The sequence below is a fragment of the Solitalea canadensis DSM 3403 genome, assembly GCF_000242635.2.
GTDB classification, from domain to species: Bacteria; Bacteroidota; Bacteroidia; order Sphingobacteriales; family Sphingobacteriaceae; genus Solitalea; species Solitalea canadensis.
Genome location: NC_017770.1, coordinates 2999177 through 3025080, shown reverse-complemented (window position 1 = coordinate 3025080; position 25904 = coordinate 2999177). Strand labels below are relative to the sequence as shown.

Sequence of the window (25904 nt, the reverse complement as noted above, 5' to 3'; positions counted from 1 at the left end):
TAAATTTATTTCAAAAAATAAGCTACCTGATTTTGATAGCTTGCTTTTAGAACAGTTTTTAAACTAATAAAGCCTCGGCAGAAACTCCCAATTGTTTATGTAACTGTTTAGCAATTGTTAGTGTTAGTGGTTTTTTGCGATTAAGAATAGCTGAAATATAACTTTTGTCAAGCCCAAGAATTTGTGTAAGATCTTTGTTTTTGAGTCCTTTTTCTTCCATTTTTAATTTAATTACCTCAATTGGATCTGCAGAAGGAATAGAATAATTCTTGTCTTCATAATCCTTTATCAACAGTAAAACAACGGAGAGTTTATCGCCCTCAATGGTACCAGGTTTAATTTGTTTGTCAAAAGCTTCGTCAACCCAGTTTAACCAATAATCATATTCTGACTCATTTGAAATAGGTTTTAGTCTCATTTTCGTATATAGTTAACTTTTGCAACATCAATTTCATTGTATTCTTTATGCGTTCCAAACCATTTTATTTGAATTGCCCTAAATTCAAATGCGATTCGAACTATCAGCCGATATTTATTTCCCATTATATTAAATATAACCCTGTTATCAGCTACTATGCTAGCATTTCCAAAAACTATCTTTAACTCATTAAAATTATTAAAATCGGCCTTTATCAATTCGTTATACCATTCAATTAAAGCATTTTTTGCTTCTGGATATAAATTATAATATTCAATTAATGTTCTTCTGGTAATAATGTTAAACATACAAAAATAATACTAAAAGTTTACTAATGGAAAACTTTTGTTACGTTTTAAGATCAATAGGTGAGTTGCAGTATTAAAAATCATTCAAACATACTAAAATATAATTACCAACAAAAAAGGCCGCCCGAAGGCAGCCTTTTTACATTCTTTTGTGAAATTTTCTTATTTCAATGTTTCTTCAACTGATCCACATTTCATCATTTGATCACCATAGTATGGGTTTTGAATTTCGCTGCTATTTGATAACCAAAAGCCACCTTTATCATTGTTGGCCATTGGGCAAAACTCTACATATACTTCGCCTGATTTAACACCGGTGCTTTTTATTACACGTTCAATTTGCTTGCTCAAATCGTTGAATGACGCTCTGATACCTTCTAAGTTGGTAGCAGCGGCTGTTTGTTCAGCAGCTTTTAATACTTCTGCATCTTTTAAATCAGCAATAGCAGTTTTTAATGCTGCAGCGGCAGTTTTTGACTCAGCTTCATTAGAGGCCACTAAATTGTTTTTTAAGTGAATGTAATGACCATATACATTATTCAATGCATCACTGTTAAAGCTTGGACCTGTTGGAGATGTGTTTTGAACAGTTGCCTCATGACTGTGTCCATCGTGCGACGAATGATCATGACCTTCGTGATTTTCAGCTTTCTTTGCTTGTCCGTCGCAAGCTGCCAATACTCCTGCTACAAGAGCTACGGCGATATAAAACTTGGTTTTCATATTCTCTTTTGGTTTCTATTGATAGTTATAATTAATGATTGTGGTGCTGTTCCAGGTATTTCCCTTGTGGGCCAACACCTTCAATATGTACTAATGCGGCTCCGTAATGTCCGGCATGGAAAATAGCATAAGCCGAACCTAGTATGAACAAGTAGGCAATTGCCGATACCCATCGCTTTCCTTTAAGGACGAACAGATAAACAATTTGGATGATCAATCCAACGAAACCAAGATAAATGGTCCAGTCGGCCCAAAAATCATGTTCAGTAAGCAAATGTTTTGCCTGCTCACTTATTCCACGTGTGTGTGGGTGGAACCATTTACCTGCTATATATGCACTGATAACCCCAATTGCTATAAACCCTAAAATTAGCCAATCAAACTCACGTTTTCGTAACAATAGGTTTACAAGCACAACTAAGGCGGTTATGCATATAAAGGAAATCGGTATGTGTACAAATAATGGATGAAGATGAGGGAATTCGCCTGGTGCAGCTGCTTCTGATGCTGCTGCCGGAGAGTGCTCATGTTTAGCATGCAATTCACCCTGATGCTGGTGGTCATTTTTAATGACTTCTTCTTTTTTTGAAGTGTCTTTTACATGATCTTCTCCATTATGAGCCTGAGCCGGTAATGAAAACAGAGACAGGAGAAAAAGCCCTGTTAATATATGTCTGAAAAATGTATTGAACATTGTTGATTTAAGTTGAGATTGAGTTTAGTTTTAGTGTTGATGACCCATTGCTGTTCCAAATTTTAACGTGTATTCACTGTCTAGGAGGTATACTCCGGAGGTAACGATCACTTCTCCAATATGCACTCCACTGATTAATTGAACACTGCGTTTGTTCTCTTTGCCAAGCTTAACTTCACGTCGCTCAAAACTGCCATCCGGGCGCCTTATCCAGGCATGGTTCATGTGTTCTCCAAATGCGATTGCACTTTTAGGAACAGTTATTTCATTATTTTCTCCTGTGGAAAGGTGAACGCTTGCCAACATCCCTGGTTTTAGGTCGAGGTTATTGTTGATTTTTAGTGTTAACAAATTAACATTTGACACACCCCGCATGTGAGGGTTATCAAAAACAACACTCGCAGGATAGAGTTTACCCGGAAATGCCTCTAGCTCAACTTCTATTTTAGGTTTTTTAGCTAAAACGGCTAGTTCATTGTCAAATACCTCTGCTTCAATCCAAATTTCATTAAGCTTTGCAAGGTTAAGTACAGCATCACCTTCTGCTACGTATTCACCTTCGTTTTTAAGGATTTCGGTAACCGTACCCGATTGTTTACTGTAAACAGTAATGGTTGGACTTACCTTTCCGGATGTGGCAATTTGGTGGATCTGACTTTTACTCATTCCCCATAACTCCATTTTGCGTTCGAGAGAATTAATGGCGCGACTCATATCAACTGAAACAGCTTCAAAAGCTTTTTGCTGTTTTAAACTGATCAGGTATTCCTGTTGGGTCGATTGCAATTCTTCACTATACAACTCATATAATTTTTGACCTGCGGAAATTTGCTCACCCGGATTGCGGACAAACATTCGTTCTATACGACCTGCTACTCGTGCACTTATTACATCTTGCGCCTGACGATTGTAGTTGGTTTTAGCCGTTAGAGTGATATTCGCATTCAGATTTCCCATTCTTATCGAATCGGTTTTGATATTGGCAGTTACCAGTTGAACAGGAGCAAGGTGAAGTGTTCGTTCTTCATGTTTAGCCTCTGAACCTGCAATCTTTGTTAATGGCATACCGCAAATCGGACAATTACCCGGTTTGTCTGATCGTACATTAGGGTGCATTGAGCATGAATATACTTCAGCAGCTTTATTTTTGGTTTCGGCAGCGTGATCATGCTCCTTTGGTTTCTCTTGAGTACAAGAGACAAGAAAAAATAAGAGCGAAAAAGAAATTGCACGCCAAGTCGCCAAGCTGCCAAGGTTTAAATTACTTTGCGTCCTTGCGTCTTTGCGAGAGATTTTATAGTTACTCATTTTGTTCCTCCTTCCTCTACTTGAATAAACGAATCACTATCTACCAGATAGGCTGCATTTACAGCTACTTTTTCACTAGCGTTTAGGCCTGTTTTAACTTCAACCCAATCGCCAGCAGCAGCGCCGATAGTTATTTTTCTGGCTTTAAAAACCTTATCGGCTTTATCGGCAACCCATACAATGGTTGTTTTTCCCAGGTTATAAACAGCTGTTTTCGGAACAAAATAGCCATCAGCGGCATTTTTGCCACTAATCTCACCCTCTATCAATGTTCCTATTTTTAATTCATGATGATTAGGAAGGTATACCCTGATTGTTGCCGTTTGTTCATTTTCTCCATAGTAAGGTTGTATAAAATCAACTTTACCGCTCATTTGGTGGCCCTTTTCTGATGGTATAGTAATCAATACGTTGTCTCCTTCTTTAATAAAAGGCAAGTCCTTATCATAGGCAGAAAATAGCGCCCATGCTTGTCCGTGTCCCATAAGTTCAAAAAGTGTTTGACCTTTATTAACATACATTCCTTCCCGGATACTGCTTAATGGGGCAGAAGAGGTAGCCGGAGTAGCACCAGCTGAACCTCCACCCATTCCCATCGCAGCACCTCCGGATGTGGCAGCAGCACCTGAAGTACCTGATGTAATTTGGTGTGAAATGCCATTATATGCACTGTATATGCTAATGTATTGAATCGGCTTACCTGTTTTAATTACCTGGTTAACTTCGGCTGACGTCATCCCAAGGTTTATTAATCTGTTTTTTAAACCTGAAACCAGCTGCTGGTCATCATTCTTGATCACATACAGCAAGTCTCTTTGCGCAGCTAATAACTCCGGACTATAAATCTCAAATAGTTTTTGTCCTTTCTTAACCGTTTGGTTTTCATATTTTATGTATAACCTTTCAATGCGACCACTAACACGAGAAGAAACCTTGTTTTTGGCACGATCATCTAAGCCTAAATATCCTTTCAAGCGGATGGTGTCAGTTGCAGACCTTTTACGTGGATAGATTGTTTTAAAGTTTCCTACAACTGTTTCGTTTACTTCTTGAGCCAGAGCGGCTAATTCTTGCTTCTCCTTATCACTTACATCCGAAGCCTCCACCTTTTTTTCGAGATCCATACCGCACATTGGACAGGTTCCCGGATGGTCCTGAACTACCTGAGGGTGCATCGGACAGGTATAAACGGCAGCGGCTTCGCTTACTGTAGATTTTTTTGAATTACATGAGAAGAGTCCTAGCGCAACAATCACAAGGAATAACCAACGAAAAGAAGAGGTACGCAAAGTCGCAATCACACTAAGGTTATTTCTTTGCGCCTTTGCGTTTTGGTGGTTACCAAGCCTATTTCTGAATAGCTTCTTCATACATCACCTCCATTTTATAGGTTTGATCCAAAACATTTAAATAATCCATACGCTTCATAAGCAGGTCGTCCCAAGCCATAAGTGTACGGAAGATATCTCCTTTGTTTTCGCCGAAAGCATTCAGGTTAACATCGAAAGTCTTTTTATAATCAGGAAGAATACGCTTTTCGTACACATCAACTTCTCTGTATTGAGCCTGAAGATCGAGCATTGTATTTTTAATCATACTGCTGGTTTCACGAACCATATTTGTACGTTCTCGTTCCATTGCTTTAATTTCATAATCGATGGCTTTTACTTCTGATTTATAGCCTTTAGATGCCCATGGAACTATTGGAAGTTTCATGCTGGCCATAGCACTATACATGTAAGTGCCATCCTGCATACGCATGTTCTTGAAGCCAAAGCCAAACATAGGTTTAGCCATTGTTTGTGCCACTTTTTGGTTTAAACGCATACTGGCAATATCATTGCTCATACGTTGAATATCACTTCGGTTATGCATTACAAAGGATGTATCATACTGACTGATTTGCTCGGTGTACCTGTTTAATGCAAGCGAAGTATCTACCTTAAAATCATCAGTTAATGGCCGGCCCATTAAATAATTCAACGTTGATCGAGATTGTTTGATCATACTTTCTTCCTTGATCTTCATGGATTCAAGACTGCTTATTTTGGCTTTTGCATTATAAATCGTTGGCAAATCTGATTGAGAATATTGTAGTCGTGCCTCCGCAATTTTTATTAGCAACTCCAACATTTTAGACTGTTCCTCAATAACTTTTAAGCGCTTAACACTAATTAATTCAGTATAGTAAGCTGCTTTAGCCTGAGCAAAAAGCTTGTTTTTAAGTGTTTCGTAATCGTTCTGATTTTGATTTCTGAATGATTTATAATATTCAGACTTAGCTTTTTGATTAGCGAAATTAGGCAACATCTGATCGACGTTGACCATAAACATTTTTCGTGCAGCGCCATCCATTTGCATTTCGCTAGGGTATGGGAATTCATCTAATCCCACTGCAATAGTAGGAGCGTCCCAAGCCTTTGACATGTTACCCATTTCAATATTAGCCTTGGTGCTATATTCAAACTTCTGTAACCCGGGATTGTTAGCCGTAATACTATCAAGCACAGCTCTTAACGGTACAACCGATTGAGCATTTGCAGTTAAAGCAAATCCTGTTAAAATGATGAATAACCATATGCTTGTCATGCTGAGGTACGAAGCATCTTTAACAAAAATGCCCGGGAACTTACAGATTCTTCGTTTCTCAGGATGACACTGCATTATTAAATTTCTTTGCGTCTTAGCGCCTTTGCGATTGTATTTAATGTTTAACATTGAGCACCTCCACTTTTCCATGTTTTTTTAACTCATGTTCTTTAGTCATCTCAAAAATGATTGGAGTAACCAATAACACGTGAATTGTTGATGTGATCATACCACCGATCATCGGTAAAGCAATTGGGAGCATCAGGTCGATACCTGTACCATGACTCCAAAGAATAGGAATAAGACCGAATAAGGTAACCGAAACAGTCATTAATTTAGGACGAAGACGTTTTGCAGAGCCTTCGATTACATAATGACGTAGTTCTGAAATTGAAACCGAAGCGCCTTTTTCTTTTACCATTTTCTGCATAGCCTCATCAAGGTAAACTACCATCAGCATACCCGTTTCAACGGCAACGCCAAACAAGGCAATGAAACCAACGGCAACAGCCACAGAAATATTCATTCCCCAGAAATACACCAGGAAAACACCTCCGATTAAAGCAAAAGGAACGCTTAACATGGTGATTATGGCTTCTTTCATCTGGTTATAGGTCATGTACAGGATGAAGAAGATGATCACTAACACGATCGGAACAATTATCGATAATGTTTTAGTGGCTCTCAGCTGATTTTCCCATTGTCCGCTCCAATCGATGTAGTAACCTTTAGGAAGGGTAAGGGTTTCATTCAGTTTTTGGATGGCATCGTTAACTGTATTACCCAAATCGCGACCGCGAACGTTAAATAATACCGTTCCTCGCAGCATGGCATTTTCCGAATTGATCATGGCAGGGCCATTTTTAATGGCTACATCAGCTACCGAAGAAAGTGGAATAGGTCCGTTAGCGGTTTGAATTAGTGTACGCTTAATATCTTCGATACTGCTTCTGAAATCCTGAGCCAGACGCACGCTTACACTATAGCGTTCTCGACCTTCAACGGTATTGGTAATATTCATTCCTCCCAAGGCGCTTTCAACGATCATGTTAACATCATTAACACTCAAACCATAGCGTCCCAGTTCAGCTTCCTTGATTTTTATATCGAGGAATTTACCACCTGTAACTTGCTCGGGGTACAGATCTGCTATACCTTCAACATCTTTCAACGCTTTTTCGATTTCACGCGAAATGGTATAGATCGTATCCAGGTTTTGCCCGTATACTTTTACACCTACATCCGTTCTGATTCCGGTAGAAAGCATGTTAATGCGGTTGATAATAGGTTGAGTCCAACCGTTGGTTACACCCGGAATTTGAAGCTTGGCGTTAAGCTCTGCAATAATATCATCTTTTGTTTTGCCCTTGCGCCACTCACTTTGTGGTTTAAGCAGGATAATACTTTCGATCATACTCATAGGAGCATTATCAGTAGCGGTATTCGCTCTTCCAGCTTTTCCTAATACATTTTTTACTTCAGGTACAGACATAATGATCTTGTCCTGAACCTGTAAGATTCGTTTAGCTTCCGAGTTAGAAACATCAGGAAGTGTAACAGGCATAAAGAGCAACGATCCTTCATCCAATGGAGGCATAAATTCTCGACCCAATCCCATAATCATCGGAACAGAGATGCCTAACGCCAGAATGTTAATTCCTAAAACGGTTTTTTTCCACTCCAGACACCATTTTAAGATGGGCTCATAGATGCGGTTAAAGAAATTACTGATCGGGTTTTGGCTTTCCGGTCTCATTTTTCCTTTAAGGAAAAACGTCATCATTACCGGAACAAAAGTAATAGCCAACACCACAGACGATAGCATTACCAATGTTTTGGTCCATGCTAACGGATGGAACAGTTTACCTTCTTGTCCGGTTAACAGGAAAACCGGAAGGAACGATACAATAATAATAATGGTTGAATACACCACTGGTTTACCCACCTGGCGGGCAGATTTTTCAATGATTGAGATACGCTCTTCTGTTGAAAGTTTACGAACATCACGCATGATCATCTCCTCCTTCCTCTGTTAAATGACGGTAGGCATTTTCTACCATTACAATTCCATCATCTACAATAACCCCAATGGCAATTGCGATTCCGCTTAATGACATAATATTTGAAGTAATACCGAAGTATTTGATTGCAATAAAACTTAATAAGATTGAGATTGGGATATTGATCATTACCACCAGTGAACTACTGAAATGGAACAAGAAAATGATAATGACAATACATACCAGTATGATCTCTTCGATCATGGTGTTTTTAAGGCTGTTGATGGCTGCTTCAATCAAATCGCTACGATCGTAGGCTACTTTAAACTTCACCCCTTTAGGAAGTCCTTTCTCCACCTCTTTCATTTTCTCTTTCACTCTGTTGATCACGGCATCGGCATTTTCTCCGTAGCGCATTACAACAATTCCACCTACAACTTCACCATTACCGTTTTCTTCAATAATTCCTAAACGGGCATCACCACCCATTTGCACAGTGCCAATATCTTTTACTCTTACCGGAATAGTGTTTCTGGTGGCAATGGTCATGTTTTCGATGTCACTGATGTTTTTTACATAACCCAATCCGCGCACGATGTAGCCGGTTCCATTCATTTCGAATACACGGCCTCCAACATCATTATTGTTGTTTTTGATGGTGTTTAACACATCCATCAGTGTTAGTTTGTAGTAGTTTATTTTATTAGGGTCGATAGTTACCTGATATTGTTTTTGAAAGCCACCATAAGAGGCTACCTCACTTACACCAGGTACGTTTTGCAGCGCAAATTTCACATACCAGTCTTGTAAGGCACGCAGCTCACCCAAGTCATAACCTGGAGCGTCTAATGTATACCAAAAAATATGGCCGACACCAGTACCGTCGGGACCAAGGGTTGGAGTTACACCCTCTGGAAGTGAACGTTGAGCAGAATTAAGACGCTCCATCACACGTGTACGAGCCCAATAAATATCCACGTTGTCTTCAAAAATTACGTAGATAAAGCTCATTCCAAACATGGATGCAGCACGCACATCTTTTACTTTGGGCATACCTTGCAGATTGGTGACCAAGGGGAATGTTACCTGGTCTTCCATAATTTGCGGGCTTCGGCCCATCCATTCTGTATAAACGATAACCTGATTTTCCGACAGGTCAGGGATTGCATCAATCGGTGTATCCTGCATGGAGAACCAACCGAAAATGGTTAATCCTATCGTTGCAATGATTACAATGAACCGATTTCGCATAGACCACGAAATAATGGCTGAAATCATGTATTAAATTTGAAAATTTTAGAATAGGAGAATTTGAAAACTTGGATATGAAATGATCCAAATTCTTAATTAATCACAATAAGGAAGGTATCCTTATTTGAGTAAGGGAAATTAATTTAAATACGGAAGTTTTGAAGCAGAATAAACCGCGCGACGGGGAGGTCGGGTGGTGAGGTGTTCAGGTAAACAGACTGCTCATTAGCATCTGTCAGTATCCCTAATGAAGTAATTACAAAAGAAATCGCAAAATGGACACTTAATAAAGGTGCTTTAAACTCATGATGAATTTTAAGGAAGTTATCTTCTACCTTTACCAGTTTAGCCTCATCCTTGCAGCAATCTTTCATCGGTTTTTCTTCCGGTTTATTGCAGCAGCATTTCTTTTGTTCTTGAAAATCAGTCGACGTTACCTTTTTGCCACAATAATGCGCATACACAGGTATTCCTGCATTCAGTAGCAGAAATAAGAAGGTAAAGCATAATATGAGCACTCGTTTCGTCATAACTACAAAAATAGAAAATTTCTTTTCGGTAAAACAATACTTGCTACCCTTGTATTGGTAACAATATAGTTGATTATTAGTTATCAATCAAATAACGGCAATGATTTATTTGTTTAAAAACAAAGATCATTGCCGTTTTGGTATGGTTAAAGCAGATTAAAGTATTTCTGCTTTGTAGCCAACTTCTGCAAGTGCTTTTTCAACTTGTTCAGGAGTTACATCTCCTTCAACCGATAAAACTTTGTCGGGACTAGTCAAGTCAACTTGCCAGTTTTCTTCAGCTGTTAATGCGTTTAATTTTGGAGTTACGGTTGCAATACAACCACTGCATTTGATATTGGTTTTAAATTTTAACGTGTTCATTTTATTTAGATTTTAGATATGGGATTTGAGACTTCTTATATCCCGTGTTATATGTATTGTTATTAATTGATTGACTTTTTTGATTTGTGTCATGCTGAGGAACGAAGCATCTGTAGATTAAAGCACTTAGCTTACAGATCCTTCCTGCGTCAGGATGATAAGCGTATGTTAGGCTTCGACTGCTGATTTTAAATTTTGAAATATGCGATTATAGTTAGTTAAATCTCAAATCTCACACCTAACAAGATTAAATCCTTTTCCGCTGCAATCTTAAACTATTAGTCACCACAGACACTGAGCTTAAAGCCATTGCTGCTCCGGCAAACATTGGGTCTAATTGCCATCCGAAAATTGGATAGAACAAGCCGGCTGCTAATGGAATTCCAACCAGGTTATAGATGAACGCCCAGAATAAGTTTTGGCGTATGGTTCGAACGGTGAATGTTGATAAGTGTAATGCCTTAGGAATCTGACGTAAGTCAGAAGAGATTAAGGTTATTTTAGCAACATCCATGGCAATGTCTGCACCTTTACCCATTGCTATACTTAAGTCGGCTTGAGCAAGGGCAGGAGAGTCGTTAATACCGTCACCCGACATGGCTACAATTTTACCCTCAGACTGCAATTGTTTTACGAACGCGGCTTTATCAGTCGGCAATAAACCTGCTTTTACATGCTGAATGCCAGTTTGTTTAGCAACAGCCTGGGCTGTTTCCATATTGTCACCGGTTAACATATAAACATCCACACCTAATGCCTGCAATTCACTAATGGCTGCTTTTGAACCTTCTTTTATCTGGTCGGCAATGGCAACAAGAGCTACTACCTCTTTATCTACAGCGATGTAAGAAACGGTTTTGGCCTGTTGCTGTAATTGTTGAGCCTGATTCAATACTTCAGCTGTTATTGCAATTGAAAACTGATCCAGCAAAGCCTTATTTCCTGCTAATACTGTTTTGTCGTTAAATAGTCCTTTAAGTCCTTTACCTGAGATATTTTCAATGTCATCGGGATCGATGGATGAAACATCCTTTGCTTTTAAGTATTCTACAATTGATTTACCCAGCGGGTGTTCTGACCGTTGCTCAAGGCTTAAAACAAATGATGCATATTGTTCAGCATCCTTTTTTAACCAAATGAAGTCGGTTACTTCAGGCATTCCTCGGGTAATTGTTCCTGTTTTATCAAGTACAATTGCATTCACCTTACGGGCAATTTCAAGACTTTCAGCATCCTTAACCAAGATTCCATTTTCTGCACCTTTACCAACACCAACCATTAGTGCAGTTGGGGTTGCTAAACCTAAAGCACAAGGACAAGCAATGGCTAATACAGCCACCAAGGCTGTAATGGCATGGTACCACGGGTCTTTTTGTCCAAAGAACATCCATGCAGCAAATGAAGTGATAGCAATCAACATCACAATAGGAACAAAAATGCCGGATATTTTATCCACCAGCTTTTGAACAGGGGCTTTACTACCCATTGTTTCTTCTACATGTCGGATAATTTGGCCCAGCAACGTTTCTTTTCCTACTTTTTCTGCTTTGAACTTAAAGCTGCCTTGCTGGTTAATAGTTCCGGCAAAAACCTTATCATCAATGGTTTTGGCTACAGGTAATGATTCTCCTGTAATTGTACTTTCATTAATGAATGACGATCCTGAAATCAGGGTTCCGTCAACAGGAATCTTTTCACCAGGTTTTACAATGATGATCTGGTCCGGGTGAACATCATCAATAGAGATCTCTCTTTCCGTTCCATTATCGTCAATAGTTACCGTTTTAGCTTGCAATCCCATTAATTTCTTAATAGCTGAAGAAGTTTTTGATTTGGAGCGTTCTTCCAGTAATCTACCAACGAGGATAAACGTTACCACAACGGCTGCGGATTCATAATAAACCGGTGTATGTTGTCCTATACGATGTAATAAATGTGGAAACAGGGTATTGATGGCACTGAAAATGTAAGCTACACCACTACTTAGTGCTACCAGGGTGTCCATATTAGCTGCGCCAATTTTTGCCTGTTTGTAAGCATTAATAAAGAACTGTTTTCCGAAAACAAACAGTACGATTCCGGTAAGTACCATCATAATCCAGTTGCCGGGTTGCCAATGCATAAAGAACATACCGATTACAAAAACCGGAAATGTAAAGATGCCGGCCCAGATGGTTCGCTTTTTCAACTGTTCATATTTCAGTTCCTGCTGTTCGGCTTGTTCTTCCGAAGCCTTTTCTGTTATCAGTATGTCGTATCCGATAGACTGTACTGTTTTTTTTAGTAGATCAGGATTCGTCTTATGGTTATCGTATTCAACAGTAACAGAACTTGCTGCAAAGTTTACATCTGCTTTGGCTACTCCAGGAGTATTCCTTAACATGCTCTCGACGCTTACGGCGCACGACGCACAGGTCATCCCATCTACTGGAAAAATCTGTTTTAGAAGTTTGTTCGTTCCTGATGTATGTGTGATAGCTGTCATTGCTTTATGATTAATTATTACATTACAAATGTACTATCACTCCTATGCCTGGGACTTACATAATTTTGGAAAAGGTTTATAAGCTTTGAAAATTGGGGCTAAAGCCAAATGAATAAAATCCTAAAAGGGAAGGAATTATAATAAACTAAACTACTCTTTCCGTTCGCTAAAGCGGAACGGCAATGAAGCTCTTGTTATGATTGATAATGAATTTATTGAAGCTCTTTTTAAGATTGATAGTAATAATCAGTTGGCAAAGACTTCATTGCCGTTGACTTCAATCAACAGAGAAATGAAGCTCTTGTCATGATTGATAATAGCGATCGATAAAAAAAGACTTCATTGTCGTTGACTTCAGTCAACAGAGAAATGAAGCTCTTGATAAAAGTTATCGGTAAGCAGAGACTTCATGTCCGTTGACTTCAGTCAACGGACATGTATAAATGGGAATATGATCAACAATCAGATAACACTATCCAAAGGCAAACGCTTGGGAGCAAGCATCTTTTTGAATTCGCTGGGTGTTAAGCCAGTTACCTTCTTAAATTGTGATGAAAGGTGAGCAACACTACTATAGTTTAAGCGGTATGAAATCTCACTTAATGTAAGCTCATCGTATAACAAAAGCTCCTTTGCTTTTTCGATGCGCTGAAGAATCAGGTATTTCTCAATGGTGATTCCTTCAAAAGAAGAAAATAAATTACTTAATGCACTGTAATCCGTGTGTAAAGCTGATGAAAGATATTCCGAAAGGTTTGTCTTAAGGTTAATTCCTTTTTCATCCTGTACCAATTCAATGATTAAAGCTTTAATACGCTCAATTAACTGCGTTTGTTTGTCTTCCAAAAGTTCAAATCCATTTTCTTCTAGGGCAGATTTTATTTTTTGCAAAGCCTGAGGCTGTAATTCTTCTTCAAACTCAATTTCACCTAACTTAACCTCTTTAGGGTTTAAACCAAGATTATTCAATTCATCATTAACCACTTTAATGCAGCGGTTACAAACCATATTTTTTACATGTAAGATCATGATACTATGTTAATTCAAATTCCTGTAGTTGTCCTTTATCCTCAAAAATAACTTTTGTATAGAAAACTGACGACTTTTTATCGGTAGGATACCAGGCTCTATCTTTCTGAACGATGATAAATAATCCGTTATTGTCGCCTAGTACTGTAAAATCCGGCAGAGGAGGCTGTTTAGAGAAAAACTGTAAATCATATTTAGCAACAAGCTTGTTACTGGTATCGTTTACGTTATCTGTTACAATACCAACCTCGCTTACAGAAAGCACCGCCGAAGCGTTAAATGCTGCTGTGGTTTCAACATGATTATCGTATCGGGTAATAAACTCAAGAATATTTCCATTGCTGTCAAAAAAATAGAACGACTTGGCATTCCAACGTACAAAATCCGCTATTTTACTTTCCGGAGTAACATTTAGGATTTCAGCTTTTGGGGCTAACCACGTAAAAGCCTCATCAAAAGTGTTGTTAGGAATATCAAAGGCCAGGTGATAAACAGGATTGATAATTGATGTCGTAAGAGAAAAACGAAGGATAGTTTGGTTAACCGAAAATGAAACATGTTGCAGATCTTTTTCAATGATGGTAAAACCTAACAAATCACTATAAAAAGCCGCTGTTTTCTTTAAATCGTTAGTTAAAATATGTACTTCTTTGATGTTCATCAGTCATTAGCTTTTAGCCATTAGCTCTTAGCCCTAATAGATATACCCACATTGGTAGCTGTTTGTTTGATAGTACATATTTAACTGCATTTAAAATACTACAAGTAAAAACTCACTAAAAGCGAAAGCCTAATAGCTAAAACCTAAAAGCTATTAGCTAATTTAAGCGATTCATTTCAATACTAATTTATGAAGCTAATTAAAGTCTGTTTGTTTAGTCTGGGTACGTTCTTCTCTTTTTACTCCTATAGTCAGGAACTCTATAAATCGGTCAATGTGAAGGCTGCGATAGAAAAAGGCACACGGTCAGAAAATGGAAAACCGGGTTCGAACTACTGGCAAAACAAGGCTGACTATAAAATGAAGATCAATTTTGATCCTCAAACAAAGGTGTTAAGCGGTGAAGAAACCATCACCTATTACAATAACAGTCCGGATTCACTAAATAATGTTGCTATTCGTTTGTATTCTGATCTATATAAAAAAGGAGTAGAGCGAAATGTAACTATCGACCCAAAAGATGAAAATGATGGTGTTACCATAGAGGCGGTTAGGATTGGTAACGAGGAGATTAATGAATTTAATAATACACGGAAAATTGTTCGTAGTGGAACCAATATGTATTTGACACCCGCAAAAGCAATTCAGGCAAAAAGTGTTCAAACTATTTATATTAAATGGCATTATACAGTAAATACAGGCTCGCAAATGAGAACCGGGGCGGTTGATGAAACTTCTTATTTTATTGCTTATTCATTTCCGAGAGTGTCTGTTTATGATGATGTAAATGGTTGGGATTATTGGAGTTATAAAGGAACCCAGGAGTTTTATAATGATTTTGGCGATTTTGATGTAGAAATTACAGCATCTAAAAACTATGTGGTTTGGGCCACCGGCGAATTACAAAATGCTACAGATAATTTGAGTGCAACCGTTTTAAAACGTTTAAAATCAGCAGCCATTACTAATAAAAATGTTCATGTAATTGATTCAACAGATTATAAAAAAAATAACGTTTTTGCGGCTAATCCAACAGGTAGCTGGAAGTTCAAAGCTAAGTATGTACCTGACTTTGCCTTTGCGCTTAGCGATCATTATTTATGGGATGCAAGTAGCGTACTTGCTGATTCGGTAACCAAGCGCAGGGTAATGGTGCATACTGCTTATAATAAAAAACACCATGATTATTTTGAAGTGCAGGATATTGCCAATAAATCCGTGGAGTTAATGAGTCATCATTATCCGGCGATTCCATTCCCTTATCCTCAAATTACTATTGTTGACGGAACCGATCAGATGGAGTATCCGATGATGGTAAATGATAACCCAACTCAAACACGTAAGGATGCGGTTCAATTAGTTTCTCATGAAGTGTTTCACACCTATTTTCCTTTTTACATGGGAATTAATGAAACAGCCTATGCATGGATGGATGAAGGTTGGGCAACAATTGGCGAATCGATATTATCTCCTATGATGGGAGAGGCTGAAGATGATGGGATTTACAGTAAAACCCGATATGAAAATATATCCGGTACTGATGCAGATATGCCATTGATCACCAATACTAAATATTATGATGAACGGGCTTACATAACTAACTCTTATGGTAAAGGGGCATTGTGTTATCATACATTGCAGAATATGTTGGGCGATAAACTGTTCTTTAAAGCGTTACATCAGTATATGGACAACTGGAATGGTAAACATCCGATCCCTTATGATTTCTTTAATAGTTTTAATGCAGCTACCGGAAAGGATTTAAACTGGTTTTGGAAAGCTTGGTTCTTTGGCTGGGATTATCCCGATCTGGCAATCAAGAATGTTTCAACTGCTAATGCTGAAAGTTCAGTAATTATTGAGAATAAAGGCGGACTACCAGTTCCTATTTATTTGACCATAGTTCTTTCTGACGGAAAGAAAATTGAGAAGCATTATACCGCGGAAGTATGGGCAAAAGGAAATAAAGAATTTGTTATCAGTGATAAATACGCTTCGGGCATTGCGTCTGTAGAAGTTGGAAATATTTATACGCCGGATAAATTTAAAGAAAATAACGTTTGGAAAGCAGTGAAATGATTTTGGTCATAAAAGATATATGATAAAATCCTGTCCTTTGGATAAAATTTATCATTAAACACAGTTGGCAAGGGTGGCATTTTTGCCGCCCTTGTTTGTTAATTGTAATCCGATGACTTGTAAAGAATTACTTGAAACGCTAAAGGCTCATGGTTGGGAAGAAATAACACAAAAAAGAAGTTATTTACAGTTGAAACATCCCGCCAAAATTGGAAAAATTACCATTCCGGTTCATTCGGGGGACATTCCTTTGGGTACACTTTTTAATATTAAAACAGGCTGGAGTCAGCTAAGTACCTTATTGTAATAACTATGAAAACGATTAACCTGGTTATAGAGCGTCAAGGGGGGCAATTTTGGGGGCGTACAATTATTGAAGACGACCTGTTAACAGATTATGCTGACACGAAAGAAGAGTTAAAAACTAAAATACACAATCTTGCCATCGACTTTCACGGTCAGGAATATCAGCATGTCAGATTTGATGTAGAGTACGATCTGGAAGCATTTTTCGATGAGTTTAAAGAATTGAAAACAATAGAAATTGCCCACATTACGGGCTTGGATCCTACACTTGTTCATCAATACGCTTTAGGCGAAAAAACGGCAACAGCTATTCAGGTTCAAAAAATAGAGGATGCTGTTCATGATTTGGGTAGACGATTGCAAGCAGTAAAACTCAATGGATAAAAAAAATGCCTGATTATTTCAGGCATTTTTTAGTTAATCAGGCTTTATCTTCAGTACATAACATTCCTTTATCTGCCGTAACAAAGGAGCGTTCATGTTCAATTTTTTCCATTATTGTAGGTTCTTGCACCTTTGCTAAATTTTTCTTTGCTCTAACCTGGTTACCTTTATTTACCAGCATCACCCCAAATAAAATAATGACTAGTGCAAATATCTGAATCATTGTGATCGGTTCATCAATAATCAACCATCCCAATAATACAGCAACAGAAGGGTTTACATACGCATAGGTACCCACTTGTGCGGGTGTTTTTACAGAAAGCAGCCAAACATAAGATAAATAGCCTATTAATGATCCGAAGGTAATTAAGTAACCCAATGCAACCCATGATTTTGTGGTGGTTTGTGACCAGTCATACGTATGGAATTCGCCACGGGAAAAGGCAACAAGTAAAAATGCTACACTTGCTACCAGCATTTGAATGCTAACTTTCATTAATGTAGAGCCTTCTGTAGGTGAGTATTTGGTAAATAAAGAGCCTGCAACCCATGCGATAGATCCACTTAGTAATACGAGTAAACCCATAAACTGTTTAGGGTCGCTTAACGAAAAGTGAGCTTCCTTACCTCCACTCGAAACCAAAAGAATTACCCCTGCAAAACCAACGAGCAATCCAGCTACGATTGCCATATTGGTGAATGAATTCTTCCATTCGCGTTTATCTAATAACGTCATCCATAGTGGTGCACCGGCTACCACAATTGCTGTAATATTGCTTGGAATATATTGTTCAGCCCAAATTACAGCCCCATTACCCCATAATAAGAGGATTAAGCCTGTGATTCCGCTTTTAATAATGGTAGATCTGGGGGGGAATTTTTCTTTCTTATAAATACACCACGAAAGCAATAACAGGCCCGCAACTAGAAAGCGCAAGCCACCCATTAACATAGGAGGAATGCTTTGTATGGCAACCATAATTCCCAAATAGGTTGATCCCCATATGATATAAATTGCAGCGAAGGCAGCTATAACAAGCGCTTTCGATGGCTCATAGTTGTTGTCGATCGTTTTCATTTTGAAGATTTGGTATTGTTAGTTGAGTTGTTTCTTTTAGTGTTTCCAGAACGATGGTGGTCCGGGTTGATAAAATACCGGAGACTCGGCCCAGTTCTTCTCGCATCCATTTAACCAGCGATTGCGAATTTTCAGTCCTGATCTTTATTAAATAACAGTCGTCGCCGGCAATATGATGCACCTCTTGAATTCCTGGAAGCTGAACAATAGCTTCATCTTGGTTACAGTCGCATGGTGCCGAACTTGTTTTAATAAATACAAAGGCTAATAATCGTTGATTGAGAGCTAAAGGGTTTATCCGTGTAGTGTAGGATTGAATTATTCCCCTTTTTTCGAGTTTACGGACCCGTTCCAGCATGGCAGAAGGAGCCATTCCTAAACTTTTTGCAAGATCTGCATTAGACATGCATGCATTATCTTGTTTAAGAGCGAGAATTTTTAAATCAATATCATCTAATTCAAACATGAGTAAAACAGAATATTATTCATTAAATATATGTAAAAACTGAATAATATACAATAGCATATGTAAAAAATCGAATTAAATAATTTAATGGGAATTTAAATAGATCAGGTAGGTATAAAAAACAAGGAACTTCGACCGGGGAGATGCGAAGTTCCTCACAACCAATTTATGTATTATGAATATGTCTCAAAGATAGTGTAAATAATACACTAACTCCAAATATTTTTGAAAATATTTTTAAAAAAAATTAAAAACTAAAATAAGGGTTTATTGATTGATGTTGTGATTAACAAAAATTAACCGTTTTGTAAAGAAGTTTCACAAAGGTTAAAGCCTTGAATTAGAATTTTTTAGAAACACCTAAAGATAAATGCCATTATACCCCAAAAACAATTTCACCAATGACATCCCAACTGGCTCCGTATCTGAAAAAACAATCAGTTGAATTGGAACTTTTTCCGGTTGAGCCTTTATTAGGTTTCGAGTCGTGATAGAAATAACTGATTTCATGAGAGCCGATTAAATAAATGCGGGGGCGAAATTACAATTTTCTTCAAAAAAGAATAGATTAAAATGCTATTTTAAGGATATATATACCACTTATGGATATTTTTAGCATCATCGCTTTCTTATTGCTCATCTCAGCGATTTTTGCTTTTATCAATGTAAAGTACCTCAAGCTTCCTTAGGCGATTGGGTTAATGTTTATATTCGGTTGTTTTTCATTGCTATTGATTATTACTCACGCAGTGTTTACTCAAACGTTTTCTCTGGTAAAAGGGATGATAAGTGAAATTGATTCGGTAAAACGCTAATGCAAGTGTGTTATGTTTTATGGTGTTGGCTGTTCACTACGCACTGATTTTGAAAAACTGAAGGCACAATACCGTACCATTCTTTCTTTTTCTATCACCAGCACTATTATCTACAGTAATTATTGGTATGCTCCTATGGGTTATTTGTGATCTTTTTAATACGTCAATTGATTTTATGTACTGCTTATTGTTGGAGCAATTATTTCTCCTACAATACAAGAGTTTTACATTTCTTAAGATGCGATAAACTATTGGCTTACGTTAAATGGGGCTTATAATTATCTATTTCTACTGTTTATTAAACCTATGTCATTTACATGCGCATCACCTATAAGGTCATTATAGGCGTATGCTTTTTTCAGTTTATAGCAATTTCAGTCCATGCTCAACTTGCACCTATTTTTACAGCGTTTAAACCAGGTGCCAAGACGATCAACGATAGTTTGCCAGTGATCCAACTATGTTGGGTATAAATAATCTTGAAACACTAAAAAAGTAAGTCGATTGCCGTATTTTAGCATCCCCATCAGAAACATTTTACGGGTTATAACAGTCAATGTACGATCATCAGAATTCCACTTTTAAACTTGCTGTTCAATTTGTAAATCAAACCAACAGACATTTATTTTTAACGGGAAAGGCGGGGACAGGTAAAACCACCTTTCTGCGCTATATTCATGATCATACATCCAAAAAAACCATTATTGTGGCACCTACAGGAGTTGCTGCCATTAATGCCGGTGGTGTAACCATTCATTCTTTTTTTCAGTTGCCATTTGGGGCTTTCCTTCCGGTAAATAAACCTTTTTGGGGTAGTGAGAATGGCCAGTTTCATACGATTCATTCCTTTTTGAAAAATGCAAAAGTGAGCAGAGAGCGAAGGGAATTGATTCAGGAAATGGAATTACTGATCATTGATGAGGTAAGTATGGTTAGAGCTGATTTGCTTGATACCATTGATGCTGCTTTACGTCATATCCGAAAGAACCCTCAACCCTTTGGTGGTGTGCAGGTATTGTACATTGGTGACTTATTTCAGCTTCCGCCGGTGGTAAAAGACGGTGAATGGGCAACATTGAGACAATACTATAAAACACCCTTCTTTTTTGACGCAAGGGTAATTGAGCAAACAGCCCCGCTTTATCTTGAGCTTACCAAGATTTACCGTCAAAAGGATCATGTTTTTATTGATATTCTGAACAATATCCGAAATAGTATTGTATTGCAGTCTGATCTGGATCTATTGCACAAATACTACAAACCTGATTTTAAAGCACCCAGAGAAGAAAATTATATTACGTTAACTTCTCATACGGCCAAAGCAGATACAATCAACCGGACTGAATTGGAGCAATTATCAGGAGAAATCCGGACTTTCAAAGCTGAAATTATTGGCGATTTCGGAGAAAAGTCATTTCCTGCTGAAGAAGCCCTGGAGTTGAAAGAAAATGCGCAGATTATGTTTATCAGAAATGATAAAGGAGATAATCGACGATATTACAACGGGAAATTAGCAACTGTTAAAAGTATTGCTGCAGAAAGTATCGTTGTTCAGTTTGCCGACGGAACGGATATTGAGTTGGAGAAAGAGAGTTGGAAGAATATTAAATACCAGTTCAATAATGACGATGATAGTTTTGAAGAAAAGATAATAGGTGAGTTTAAACAATACCCTGTGCGGTTAGCGTGGGCAATTACCATTCATAAGAGTCAGGGATTAACATTTGAAAAAGCAGTTATTGATGCAGGCGCCTCTTTTGCTTCCGGCCAGGTGTATGTTGCATTGAGTAGGCTTACCAATATGGAAGGAATGGTTTTATTATCACCTATAAAGCCTGGTTCCATAACTGCCGATCGTTCGGTATTGGAGTTTTGTAAAAGTGGCGTTGAAGAAAGATTGCTGGAAGAACAATTTAAAGAAGACCGGAAACAGTTTGTTCATAGTCTGTTAGTAAAGACTTTTGAATGGGCAAAAGTGACTGATCGATTGGAATATCATTATAATGATTTTGCCAGGGGATTAGTTCCAGATAAGTCGGAGGCGGCATCCCTAGCCGAAAAGTGGTACCGAATAAGTGTTGAACAGAAAAATACGGCGGATAAATTTATCGCCCAATTGAATAATTTGATTGCCGAAGCACAATCGGCAGGTTATGAGCGATTAAAAGAGCGAATTGACAAGGCTGAACAGTATTTCAATACTTCATTGGATGAGATCATCTCCACACTCGGAGATCATATTAATGTTACCCGGAAGAAAAAGCGTACGACAAAGTATGTGAAAACGCTAAAGGAGCTGGAGGTGTTTCTAATAAGAAAAGCTGAATTGATCAAAGCTGCCCAACGCATTGCACATGGTTTAGCTTCAGGCGAGGAAACTGAAGAGTTGATTGAAGCGGCTCAAGTGAAGCATCCGGTTAAAGTTGAGCCGGAGCCTGAAACTCCTGAGAAAAAGAAAAAGGGTGATTCACATCGCATAAGTCTGGAGCTGTATAAAAACGGAAAAGCAATAACAGAAATAGCCTCAGAACGCGAAATGGCTGAAAGCACGATAGAAGGGCATCTTGCTTCTTTTATTGCAACAGGAGAAATAACCATAGAAGAATTGGTGGCGGCAGAAAAGCTTCCCGTCATATTAAATGCAATTAATGAAGTCGGAAGTAATTCGTTAGGAGTATTAAAAGAGAAGTTAGGAGCCGATTTTTCTTATGCTGATATTAAAGCTGTACTTGCCTATCATAAAACACGTTCGTCAACAACCTAATTTGTCGGAAATAACCCCTGAGTTTGTCGGATTTATACAATGCAGCTTTCACTATTTGAACGTAAGTTTGCATTAGACAATTTAACAGATAAACTTATGGCAACTCAAATTTTCGTTAATTTACCTATTAAGAATCTCGACGCGACAGTTGAATTCTTTACCAAACTTGGCTTTACTTTTAATGCACAGTTTACCGATGAAAAAGCAACATGTATGATTGTTGGCGAGAATATTTTCTTCATGCTTTTAGTAGAGAAATTCTTCCAAACATTTACTAAAAAAGAAATCTGCGACGCTAAAAAAAGCACTGAGGCAATTCTGACAATCTCTGTTGAAACAAAAGCAGAAGTAGATGAAATGATCAATAAAGCAGTAGCAGCAGGTGGAGCAATTACGGGTGATCCTCAAGATCACGGATGGATGTACGCAAGAGGTTTTTACGACCTTGATGGTCACCATTGGGAAATTATGTTCGCAGACATGAGCCAATTACCACAAAGTTAATATTCGGGGAGTATTATAATTTATAGCAAACCAAGGAAGGCAGAAGTTTAGAAACTTCTGCCTTCCTTGGTTTAAGGGAATACCCTTCGTTCTACTAAGGCGATAAGTCAACATGTAAAAGATTTAATTACAAGGTCAAAATTTATTTAACTAATAATATATTAATTTGACTTTTAGTTTCAGGAGCTCTAATTTCGAAGTTTATTAATTAAAAAAGTATGACCGACAAATACCCAAGATTAATCGACAGATTTCAATCAACCTTTGTTGATGCAATTTTTGTTGTGATCGTAATGATCTGTATGTTCTCATTATTAGAGCAATTTGAAGATACACCAGGATGGATTCGCGGCACGCTTTTCATTATCCTTATTATTGGTTACGAACCCATTTGTGTTGCTAATGGCTGTACATTAGGTAATTATGTAAAGAAAATCAGAGTAAGACAGCACGCCGACAATACACAAAAAATAAGTTTTGTGAAAGCCATACTTCGTCAGATAATTAAATTATCGTTGGGATGGCTGTCATTTATTACTGTTTTTAGTAATAACGAAAGACGTGCAATTCATGATGAGTTATCAGGCAGTGTAATGATAAGGGTTTGATAAAAACAGTGTTAAAGATTAGCTAGTCGTTCCAGAATAATTAATGTCCCCATAAGTCGACATCTTGAAGAGTTAATGTCCCATCGGGACAAAAGATCGGTAACAAAAAAGACCTCAATAATATCTATAGCCCCTTTAGGGGCTAAACTTTCCGATGGCTACTAACGTTGGCTTTCTACTAAACCCGAAAAATATCAATTGTGATATGCAAAAGCTTGCATCACAAGTGCAAAACGTTAATCTTTATATTCAGCATAAAATCTATTAGCTCGTGAAAAGTATTCTCTATTTGCTTCTAACGATTTTCTTTATCCCGTTTATTGTATTAACGGGTTGTAGTGAACGTAAAACTGATAATGCTGCTAAAGCTTATAAATTTTGGACAGGAACTCATCCTCCTACTGATGTAAAAGTTATTGCAGGTAGCTTTTGGGAATCAGCACATTGGTCAAAAGAGTATATTGTTTATCTTGAGTTACAAACTACAAAGCAATGGCGGAAAAAATTTGTAAGCGACAATAAATTGAAGAAAAGTAACGGAGGCGAAAATATCCCTAGCGATGCTCCTAAATGGTTTAAACCTGGCAGAAATTGTATTGCTTGGAAATCACCTGATGATGACCAAGGTTCCGTTTATTATATCGATTCGCTAACTGGTAAAATGTTCATTTATGAAATTCAACTTTAATGACGATGAATATTTCCTTTAAAACAGTAATCTGGCAGCAACTAGGTGCAGCCATTGATATGCTTGAAAATGCCATTAGTATGTGTCCTGAGACGGTTTGGGATGATGAAAGTCAGTTTTGGTACATTGCCTATCACTGTATTTTTTACCTTGATTACTATTCAACAGAAGAGCCACAATATTTTTCCCCTCCCGAACCCTATACATTGTCGGAGTTTGATCCTGAAGGCGCCATGCCCGAGCGGGTGTATAGCAAACAAGAATTACTCGATTATCTCCACTATGGTCGTCAAAAAGGACGACAACTGATTAGCGGTTTAACGGATGAAATCGCAGCCAAACGATTTGTTAATGAGTACAGAGATTACAGCATCCTAGAAGTTATACTTTATAACATGCGTCATATTCAGCATCATACCGCACAGTTAAATTTGTTATTGCGACAAAAGATTGATGATGCACCAAAATGGGTGTCAGTGGCAAAAGATGCCTTATTATAAGCTTAAGCTCGTTTGAAACAGACCTAATTTTTACAGTTTGGTATAAGAAAGAATGCACTTGGTATAAAATCAAAAAACGCTAAGAAGAGCGCCGATACTTTTGGTTAAAATTTAAATCATGAAAGTATCAAATGCACTCTTGTTGTCGGCTTTTTTAGTGCTGACAAGCACCGCCTGTAAGAAAAATGATAAAGACATTGAACCTCCTAAGGATAACTTTAAGGATCTTCCGGCAATGATTCAAAAGATCGTTGACAAGAACAAGTTCCCGGGATTATCAGTTGGGATAGTGAAAAATGATAAACTCCAGTGGAGTCAGCAGTTTGGAAAAGCCAACATCGAAACCAATACCAACGTAGATCAACAAACCGTCTTTAAAGTCGCTTCAGTGGCTAAGCCGGTAACCGCATTGGTTTTACTGAAGTTAGTAGAAGAGAAAAAAGTTAACCTTGATGAGGATATTAACAACTATCTGTCGTTTACTGTTCACAACCCTCATTTTCCTAGCGAAAAAATAACACTTCGTCATATTCTTACGCATACCTCAGGAATAAATGATCTGGTTTACAGAGAGCGTTTATTAGAGGATTTTGTAGTGTTGGATAAAGATCATCCTTTGCCACTTACCGAATTTTGCAAAGAAATGCTCAGTGTCAACGGATCATATTATGATCCAAAAAGCTTTGATGCAAACAAACCAGGAACCACATTCAATTACAGCAATGTAGCTGTTTCACTGGTTGGGTGTGTTGTTGAACATGTTAGCGGTAAAAGTTTTGAGACTTATAGCAAAGAAGTGTTGTTTAGGCCATTGGGTTTGCAAAATACATCATGGCATATTTCATCCTACGATAAAAAACGATTGGCCATGCCTTATGATGAGGATCTAAAGCCTTACGGAATATATTCATTAGTTGATTTGCCGAGCGGAGGATTAAATACTAATGTAGTTGATCTATCGAAAATATTAAGCCTTGTTATTCAGGACGGAAAGGCTAATGGTAAACAGCTTTATGCAGCCTCTACCATTGCCGAAATGAAAAAAATACCATTCCCCAGTAGTCCGGATAAGGACCTTAGCGCTCACGCTTTGCTATGGGAGTATTTTAAACCGGGTAAATATAAACTCGGAGGTTATAATGGCAGCATGTTCGGAAGCAATGCCTTTATGTGGTATAATGCAGAAACTAATGTCGGAGCTATTATTTTGGTTAACAGTGATTTCAAAAATCAGGAATCTATGGATGATCTTATTTCGCTCCTTGATGAGTTGATATCGAGAGGTATCTCTGCTAAGTAATTTAATTGTTTCGGTTTTTCAATGTTGTTAGTAGGGTGCCTTCTGGTTAAGGC

The 25904-nt window shown here is 37.8% G+C and carries 27 protein-coding genes; 10 read left to right on the top strand and 17 right to left on the bottom strand.

Annotation, left to right across the window (positions count from 1 at the left end; translation table 11 throughout):
* Positions 1–58 precede the first annotated feature (58 nt).
* The 14 genes from SOLCA_RS12430 to SOLCA_RS12365 form a co-directional block, all read right to left on the bottom strand.
* Positions 59–418, bottom strand: a complete 360-nt coding sequence (locus SOLCA_RS12430) for a helix-turn-helix domain-containing protein (protein ID WP_014680803.1) — start codon at positions 416–418, stop codon at positions 59–61.
* Positions 415–726 carry a type II toxin-antitoxin system HigB family toxin gene (locus SOLCA_RS12425; protein ID WP_014680802.1) on the bottom strand — a complete coding sequence of 104 codons (312 nt, stop codon included), beginning with the start codon at positions 724–726 and terminating at the stop codon, positions 415–417. Before SOLCA_RS12425 ends, SOLCA_RS12430 begins: the two co-directional genes overlap by 4 nt.
* Positions 727–888: 162 nt before the next feature.
* Positions 889–1449, bottom strand: coding sequence for a DUF3347 domain-containing protein (locus tag SOLCA_RS12420; RefSeq protein WP_014680801.1), 561 nt, complete (start codon positions 1447–1449; stop codon positions 889–891).
* A gap of 31 nt (positions 1450–1480) precedes the next feature.
* On the bottom strand, positions 1481–2143 hold the full coding sequence (locus SOLCA_RS12415; RefSeq protein WP_014680800.1) for a hypothetical protein: 663 nt from the start codon (positions 2141–2143) through the stop codon (positions 1481–1483).
* A gap of 30 nt (positions 2144–2173) precedes the next feature.
* Positions 2174–3451, bottom strand: a complete 1278-nt coding sequence (locus SOLCA_RS12410) for an efflux RND transporter periplasmic adaptor subunit (RefSeq protein ID WP_014680799.1) — start codon at positions 3449–3451, stop codon at positions 2174–2176.
* Positions 3448–4821, bottom strand: a complete 1374-nt coding sequence (locus SOLCA_RS12405; RefSeq protein ID WP_014680798.1) for an efflux RND transporter periplasmic adaptor subunit — start codon at positions 4819–4821, stop codon at positions 3448–3450. Before SOLCA_RS12405 ends, SOLCA_RS12410 begins: the two co-directional genes overlap by 4 nt.
* Positions 4799–6115: a TolC family protein gene (locus tag SOLCA_RS12400; protein ID WP_169313289.1), complete on the bottom strand. Its 1317-nt coding sequence runs from the start codon at positions 6113–6115 to the stop codon at positions 4799–4801. The genes SOLCA_RS12405 and SOLCA_RS12400 overlap by 23 nt, the downstream gene beginning before the upstream one ends.
* A gap of 40 nt (positions 6116–6155) precedes the next feature.
* Positions 6156–8057, bottom strand: coding sequence for an efflux RND transporter permease subunit (locus SOLCA_RS23780; RefSeq protein WP_014680796.1), 1902 nt, complete (start codon positions 8055–8057; stop codon positions 6156–6158).
* Positions 8044–9318 carry an efflux RND transporter permease subunit gene (locus tag SOLCA_RS23775; RefSeq protein WP_014680795.1) on the bottom strand — a complete coding sequence of 425 codons (1275 nt, stop codon included), beginning with the start codon at positions 9316–9318 and terminating at the stop codon, positions 8044–8046. Before SOLCA_RS23775 ends, SOLCA_RS23780 begins: the two co-directional genes overlap by 14 nt.
* 116 nt (positions 9319–9434) lie before the next feature.
* Complete coding sequence (locus SOLCA_RS12385; RefSeq protein ID WP_042479758.1) at positions 9435–9821, bottom strand: HYC_CC_PP family protein; 387 nt, start codon at positions 9819–9821, stop codon at positions 9435–9437.
* A gap of 156 nt (positions 9822–9977) precedes the next feature.
* The gene (locus SOLCA_RS12380) at positions 9978–10184 is read right to left on the bottom strand and encodes a heavy-metal-associated domain-containing protein (protein WP_014680793.1); all 207 of its coding nucleotides are present in this window, start codon (positions 10182–10184) and stop codon (positions 9978–9980) included.
* Between the two features lie 247 nt (positions 10185–10431).
* On the bottom strand, positions 10432–12669 hold the full coding sequence (locus SOLCA_RS12375) for a heavy metal translocating P-type ATPase (protein ID WP_014680792.1): 2238 nt from the start codon (positions 12667–12669) through the stop codon (positions 10432–10434).
* Positions 12670–13131: 462 nt separating this feature from the next.
* Complete coding sequence (locus SOLCA_RS12370) at positions 13132–13698, bottom strand: AraC family transcriptional regulator (RefSeq protein ID WP_014680791.1); 567 nt, start codon at positions 13696–13698, stop codon at positions 13132–13134.
* 4 nt (positions 13699–13702) lie between these two features.
* A complete protein-coding gene (locus SOLCA_RS12365; protein WP_014680790.1) occupies positions 13703–14359 on the bottom strand; it encodes a VOC family protein in 657 nt (218 codons plus the stop codon).
* A 189-nt stretch (positions 14360–14548) separates the two neighbouring features.
* Between SOLCA_RS12365 and SOLCA_RS12360 the strand changes: the two genes are divergently transcribed.
* From SOLCA_RS12360 to SOLCA_RS12350, 3 genes are all read left to right on the top strand, one after another.
* Entirely contained in the window at positions 14549–16438 is a 1890-nt protein-coding gene (locus SOLCA_RS12360; RefSeq protein ID WP_014680789.1) for a M1 family metallopeptidase, read from the top strand.
* A gap of 112 nt (positions 16439–16550) precedes the next feature.
* On the top strand, positions 16551–16745 hold the full coding sequence (locus SOLCA_RS12355) for a type II toxin-antitoxin system HicA family toxin (RefSeq protein WP_014680788.1): 195 nt from the start codon (positions 16551–16553) through the stop codon (positions 16743–16745).
* Between the two features lie 5 nt (positions 16746–16750).
* A complete protein-coding gene (locus tag SOLCA_RS12350) occupies positions 16751–17128 on the top strand; it encodes a hypothetical protein (protein ID WP_014680787.1) in 378 nt (125 codons plus the stop codon).
* Positions 17129–17165: 37 nt separating this feature from the next.
* On the opposite strand, the gene SOLCA_RS12345 is transcribed toward SOLCA_RS12350, so the two are convergent.
* The 3 genes from SOLCA_RS12345 to SOLCA_RS23190 form a co-directional block, all read right to left on the bottom strand.
* Complete coding sequence (locus SOLCA_RS12345; protein WP_014680786.1) at positions 17166–18206, bottom strand: EamA family transporter; 1041 nt, start codon at positions 18204–18206, stop codon at positions 17166–17168.
* Positions 18181–18672 carry an Lrp/AsnC family transcriptional regulator gene (locus tag SOLCA_RS12340; protein ID WP_014680785.1) on the bottom strand — a complete coding sequence of 164 codons (492 nt, stop codon included), beginning with the start codon at positions 18670–18672 and terminating at the stop codon, positions 18181–18183. Before SOLCA_RS12340 ends, SOLCA_RS12345 begins: the two co-directional genes overlap by 26 nt.
* Before the next feature lie 360 nt (positions 18673–19032).
* On the bottom strand, positions 19033–19182 hold the full coding sequence (locus SOLCA_RS23190) for a hypothetical protein (RefSeq protein WP_157604567.1): 150 nt from the start codon (positions 19180–19182) through the stop codon (positions 19033–19035).
* A 317-nt stretch (positions 19183–19499) separates the two neighbouring features.
* On the opposite strand from SOLCA_RS23190, the gene SOLCA_RS23185 reads away from it, so the two are divergent.
* The 7 genes from SOLCA_RS23185 to SOLCA_RS12310 all read left to right on the top strand — a co-directional run bounded on the left by SOLCA_RS23185 (position 19500) and on the right by SOLCA_RS12310 (position 25851).
* Complete coding sequence (locus SOLCA_RS23185; protein WP_157604566.1) at positions 19500–19637, top strand: hypothetical protein; 138 nt, start codon at positions 19500–19502, stop codon at positions 19635–19637.
* Between the two features lie 406 nt (positions 19638–20043).
* On the top strand, positions 20044–22251 hold the full coding sequence (locus tag SOLCA_RS12335; RefSeq protein WP_014680784.1) for a helix-turn-helix domain-containing protein: 2208 nt from the start codon (positions 20044–20046) through the stop codon (positions 22249–22251).
* 39 nt (positions 22252–22290) lie between these two features.
* Positions 22291–22755: a VOC family protein gene (locus SOLCA_RS12330; protein WP_014680783.1), complete on the top strand. Its 465-nt coding sequence runs from the start codon at positions 22291–22293 to the stop codon at positions 22753–22755.
* 218 nt (positions 22756–22973) lie between these two features.
* Positions 22974–23363 (top strand): RDD family protein, encoded by a 390-nt coding sequence (locus SOLCA_RS12325; RefSeq protein ID WP_014680782.1) that lies wholly within the window; start codon positions 22974–22976, stop codon positions 23361–23363.
* A gap of 271 nt (positions 23364–23634) precedes the next feature.
* Positions 23635–24051 (top strand): hypothetical protein, encoded by a 417-nt coding sequence (locus SOLCA_RS12320; protein WP_014680781.1) that lies wholly within the window; start codon positions 23635–23637, stop codon positions 24049–24051.
* 5 nt (positions 24052–24056) lie between these two features.
* The gene (locus tag SOLCA_RS12315) at positions 24057–24551 is read left to right on the top strand and encodes a DinB family protein (RefSeq protein WP_014680780.1); all 495 of its coding nucleotides are present in this window, start codon (positions 24057–24059) and stop codon (positions 24549–24551) included.
* A gap of 118 nt (positions 24552–24669) precedes the next feature.
* On the top strand, positions 24670–25851 hold the full coding sequence (locus SOLCA_RS12310; protein ID WP_014680779.1) for a serine hydrolase domain-containing protein: 1182 nt from the start codon (positions 24670–24672) through the stop codon (positions 25849–25851).
* Positions 25852–25904 lie beyond the last annotated feature (53 nt).

What these genes read in the sequence shown, in the direction of transcription:
- SOLCA_RS12430 (WP_014680803.1), bottom strand. Translation starts at nt 418, where the DNA reads ATGAGACTAAAACCTATTTCAAATGAGTCAGAATATGATTATTGGTTA.
- SOLCA_RS12425 (WP_014680802.1), bottom strand. Translation starts at nt 726, where the DNA reads ATGTTTAACATTATTACCAGAAGAACATTAATTGAATATTATAATTTA.
- SOLCA_RS12420 (WP_014680801.1), bottom strand. Translation starts at nt 1,449, where the DNA reads ATGAAAACCAAGTTTTATATCGCCGTAGCTCTTGTAGCAGGAGTATTG.
- SOLCA_RS12415 (WP_014680800.1), bottom strand. Translation starts at nt 2,143, where the DNA reads ATGTTCAATACATTTTTCAGACATATATTAACAGGGCTTTTTCTCCTG.
- SOLCA_RS12410 (WP_014680799.1), bottom strand. Translation starts at nt 3,451, where the DNA reads ATGAGTAACTATAAAATCTCTCGCAAAGACGCAAGGACGCAAAGTAAT.
- SOLCA_RS12405 (WP_014680798.1), bottom strand. Translation starts at nt 4,821, where the DNA reads ATGAAGAAGCTATTCAGAAATAGGCTTGGTAACCACCAAAACGCAAAG.
- SOLCA_RS12400 (WP_169313289.1), bottom strand. Translation starts at nt 6,115, where the DNA reads ATGCAGTGTCATCCTGAGAAACGAAGAATCTGTAAGTTCCCGGGCATT.
- SOLCA_RS23780 (WP_014680796.1), bottom strand. Translation starts at nt 8,057, where the DNA reads ATGATCATGCGTGATGTTCGTAAACTTTCAACAGAAGAGCGTATCTCA.
- SOLCA_RS23775 (WP_014680795.1), bottom strand. Translation starts at nt 9,318, where the DNA reads ATGATTTCAGCCATTATTTCGTGGTCTATGCGAAATCGGTTCATTGTA.
- SOLCA_RS12385 (WP_042479758.1), bottom strand. Translation starts at nt 9,821, where the DNA reads ATGACGAAACGAGTGCTCATATTATGCTTTACCTTCTTATTTCTGCTA.
- SOLCA_RS12380 (WP_014680793.1), bottom strand. Translation starts at nt 10,184, where the DNA reads ATGAACACGTTAAAATTTAAAACCAATATCAAATGCAGTGGTTGTATT.
- SOLCA_RS12375 (WP_014680792.1), bottom strand. Translation starts at nt 12,669, where the DNA reads ATGACAGCTATCACACATACATCAGGAACGAACAAACTTCTAAAACAG.
- SOLCA_RS12370 (WP_014680791.1), bottom strand. Translation starts at nt 13,698, where the DNA reads ATGATCTTACATGTAAAAAATATGGTTTGTAACCGCTGCATTAAAGTG.
- SOLCA_RS12365 (WP_014680790.1), bottom strand. Translation starts at nt 14,359, where the DNA reads ATGAACATCAAAGAAGTACATATTTTAACTAACGATTTAAAGAAAACA.
- SOLCA_RS12360 (WP_014680789.1), top strand. Translation starts at nt 14,549, where the DNA reads ATGAAGCTAATTAAAGTCTGTTTGTTTAGTCTGGGTACGTTCTTCTCT.
- SOLCA_RS12355 (WP_014680788.1), top strand. Translation starts at nt 16,551, where the DNA reads ATGACTTGTAAAGAATTACTTGAAACGCTAAAGGCTCATGGTTGGGAA.
- SOLCA_RS12350 (WP_014680787.1), top strand. Translation starts at nt 16,751, where the DNA reads ATGAAAACGATTAACCTGGTTATAGAGCGTCAAGGGGGGCAATTTTGG.
- SOLCA_RS12345 (WP_014680786.1), bottom strand. Translation starts at nt 18,206, where the DNA reads ATGAAAACGATCGACAACAACTATGAGCCATCGAAAGCGCTTGTTATA.
- SOLCA_RS12340 (WP_014680785.1), bottom strand. Translation starts at nt 18,672, where the DNA reads ATGTTTGAATTAGATGATATTGATTTAAAAATTCTCGCTCTTAAACAA.
- SOLCA_RS23190 (WP_157604567.1), bottom strand. Translation starts at nt 19,182, where the DNA reads ATGAAATCAGTTATTTCTATCACGACTCGAAACCTAATAAAGGCTCAA.
- SOLCA_RS23185 (WP_157604566.1), top strand. Translation starts at nt 19,500, where the DNA reads ATGTTTTATGGTGTTGGCTGTTCACTACGCACTGATTTTGAAAAACTG.
- SOLCA_RS12335 (WP_014680784.1), top strand. Translation starts at nt 20,044, where the DNA reads ATGTACGATCATCAGAATTCCACTTTTAAACTTGCTGTTCAATTTGTA.
- SOLCA_RS12330 (WP_014680783.1), top strand. Translation starts at nt 22,291, where the DNA reads ATGCAGCTTTCACTATTTGAACGTAAGTTTGCATTAGACAATTTAACA.
- SOLCA_RS12325 (WP_014680782.1), top strand. Translation starts at nt 22,974, where the DNA reads ATGACCGACAAATACCCAAGATTAATCGACAGATTTCAATCAACCTTT.
- SOLCA_RS12315 (WP_014680780.1), top strand. Translation starts at nt 24,057, where the DNA reads ATGAATATTTCCTTTAAAACAGTAATCTGGCAGCAACTAGGTGCAGCC.
- SOLCA_RS12310 (WP_014680779.1), top strand. Translation starts at nt 24,670, where the DNA reads ATGAAAGTATCAAATGCACTCTTGTTGTCGGCTTTTTTAGTGCTGACA.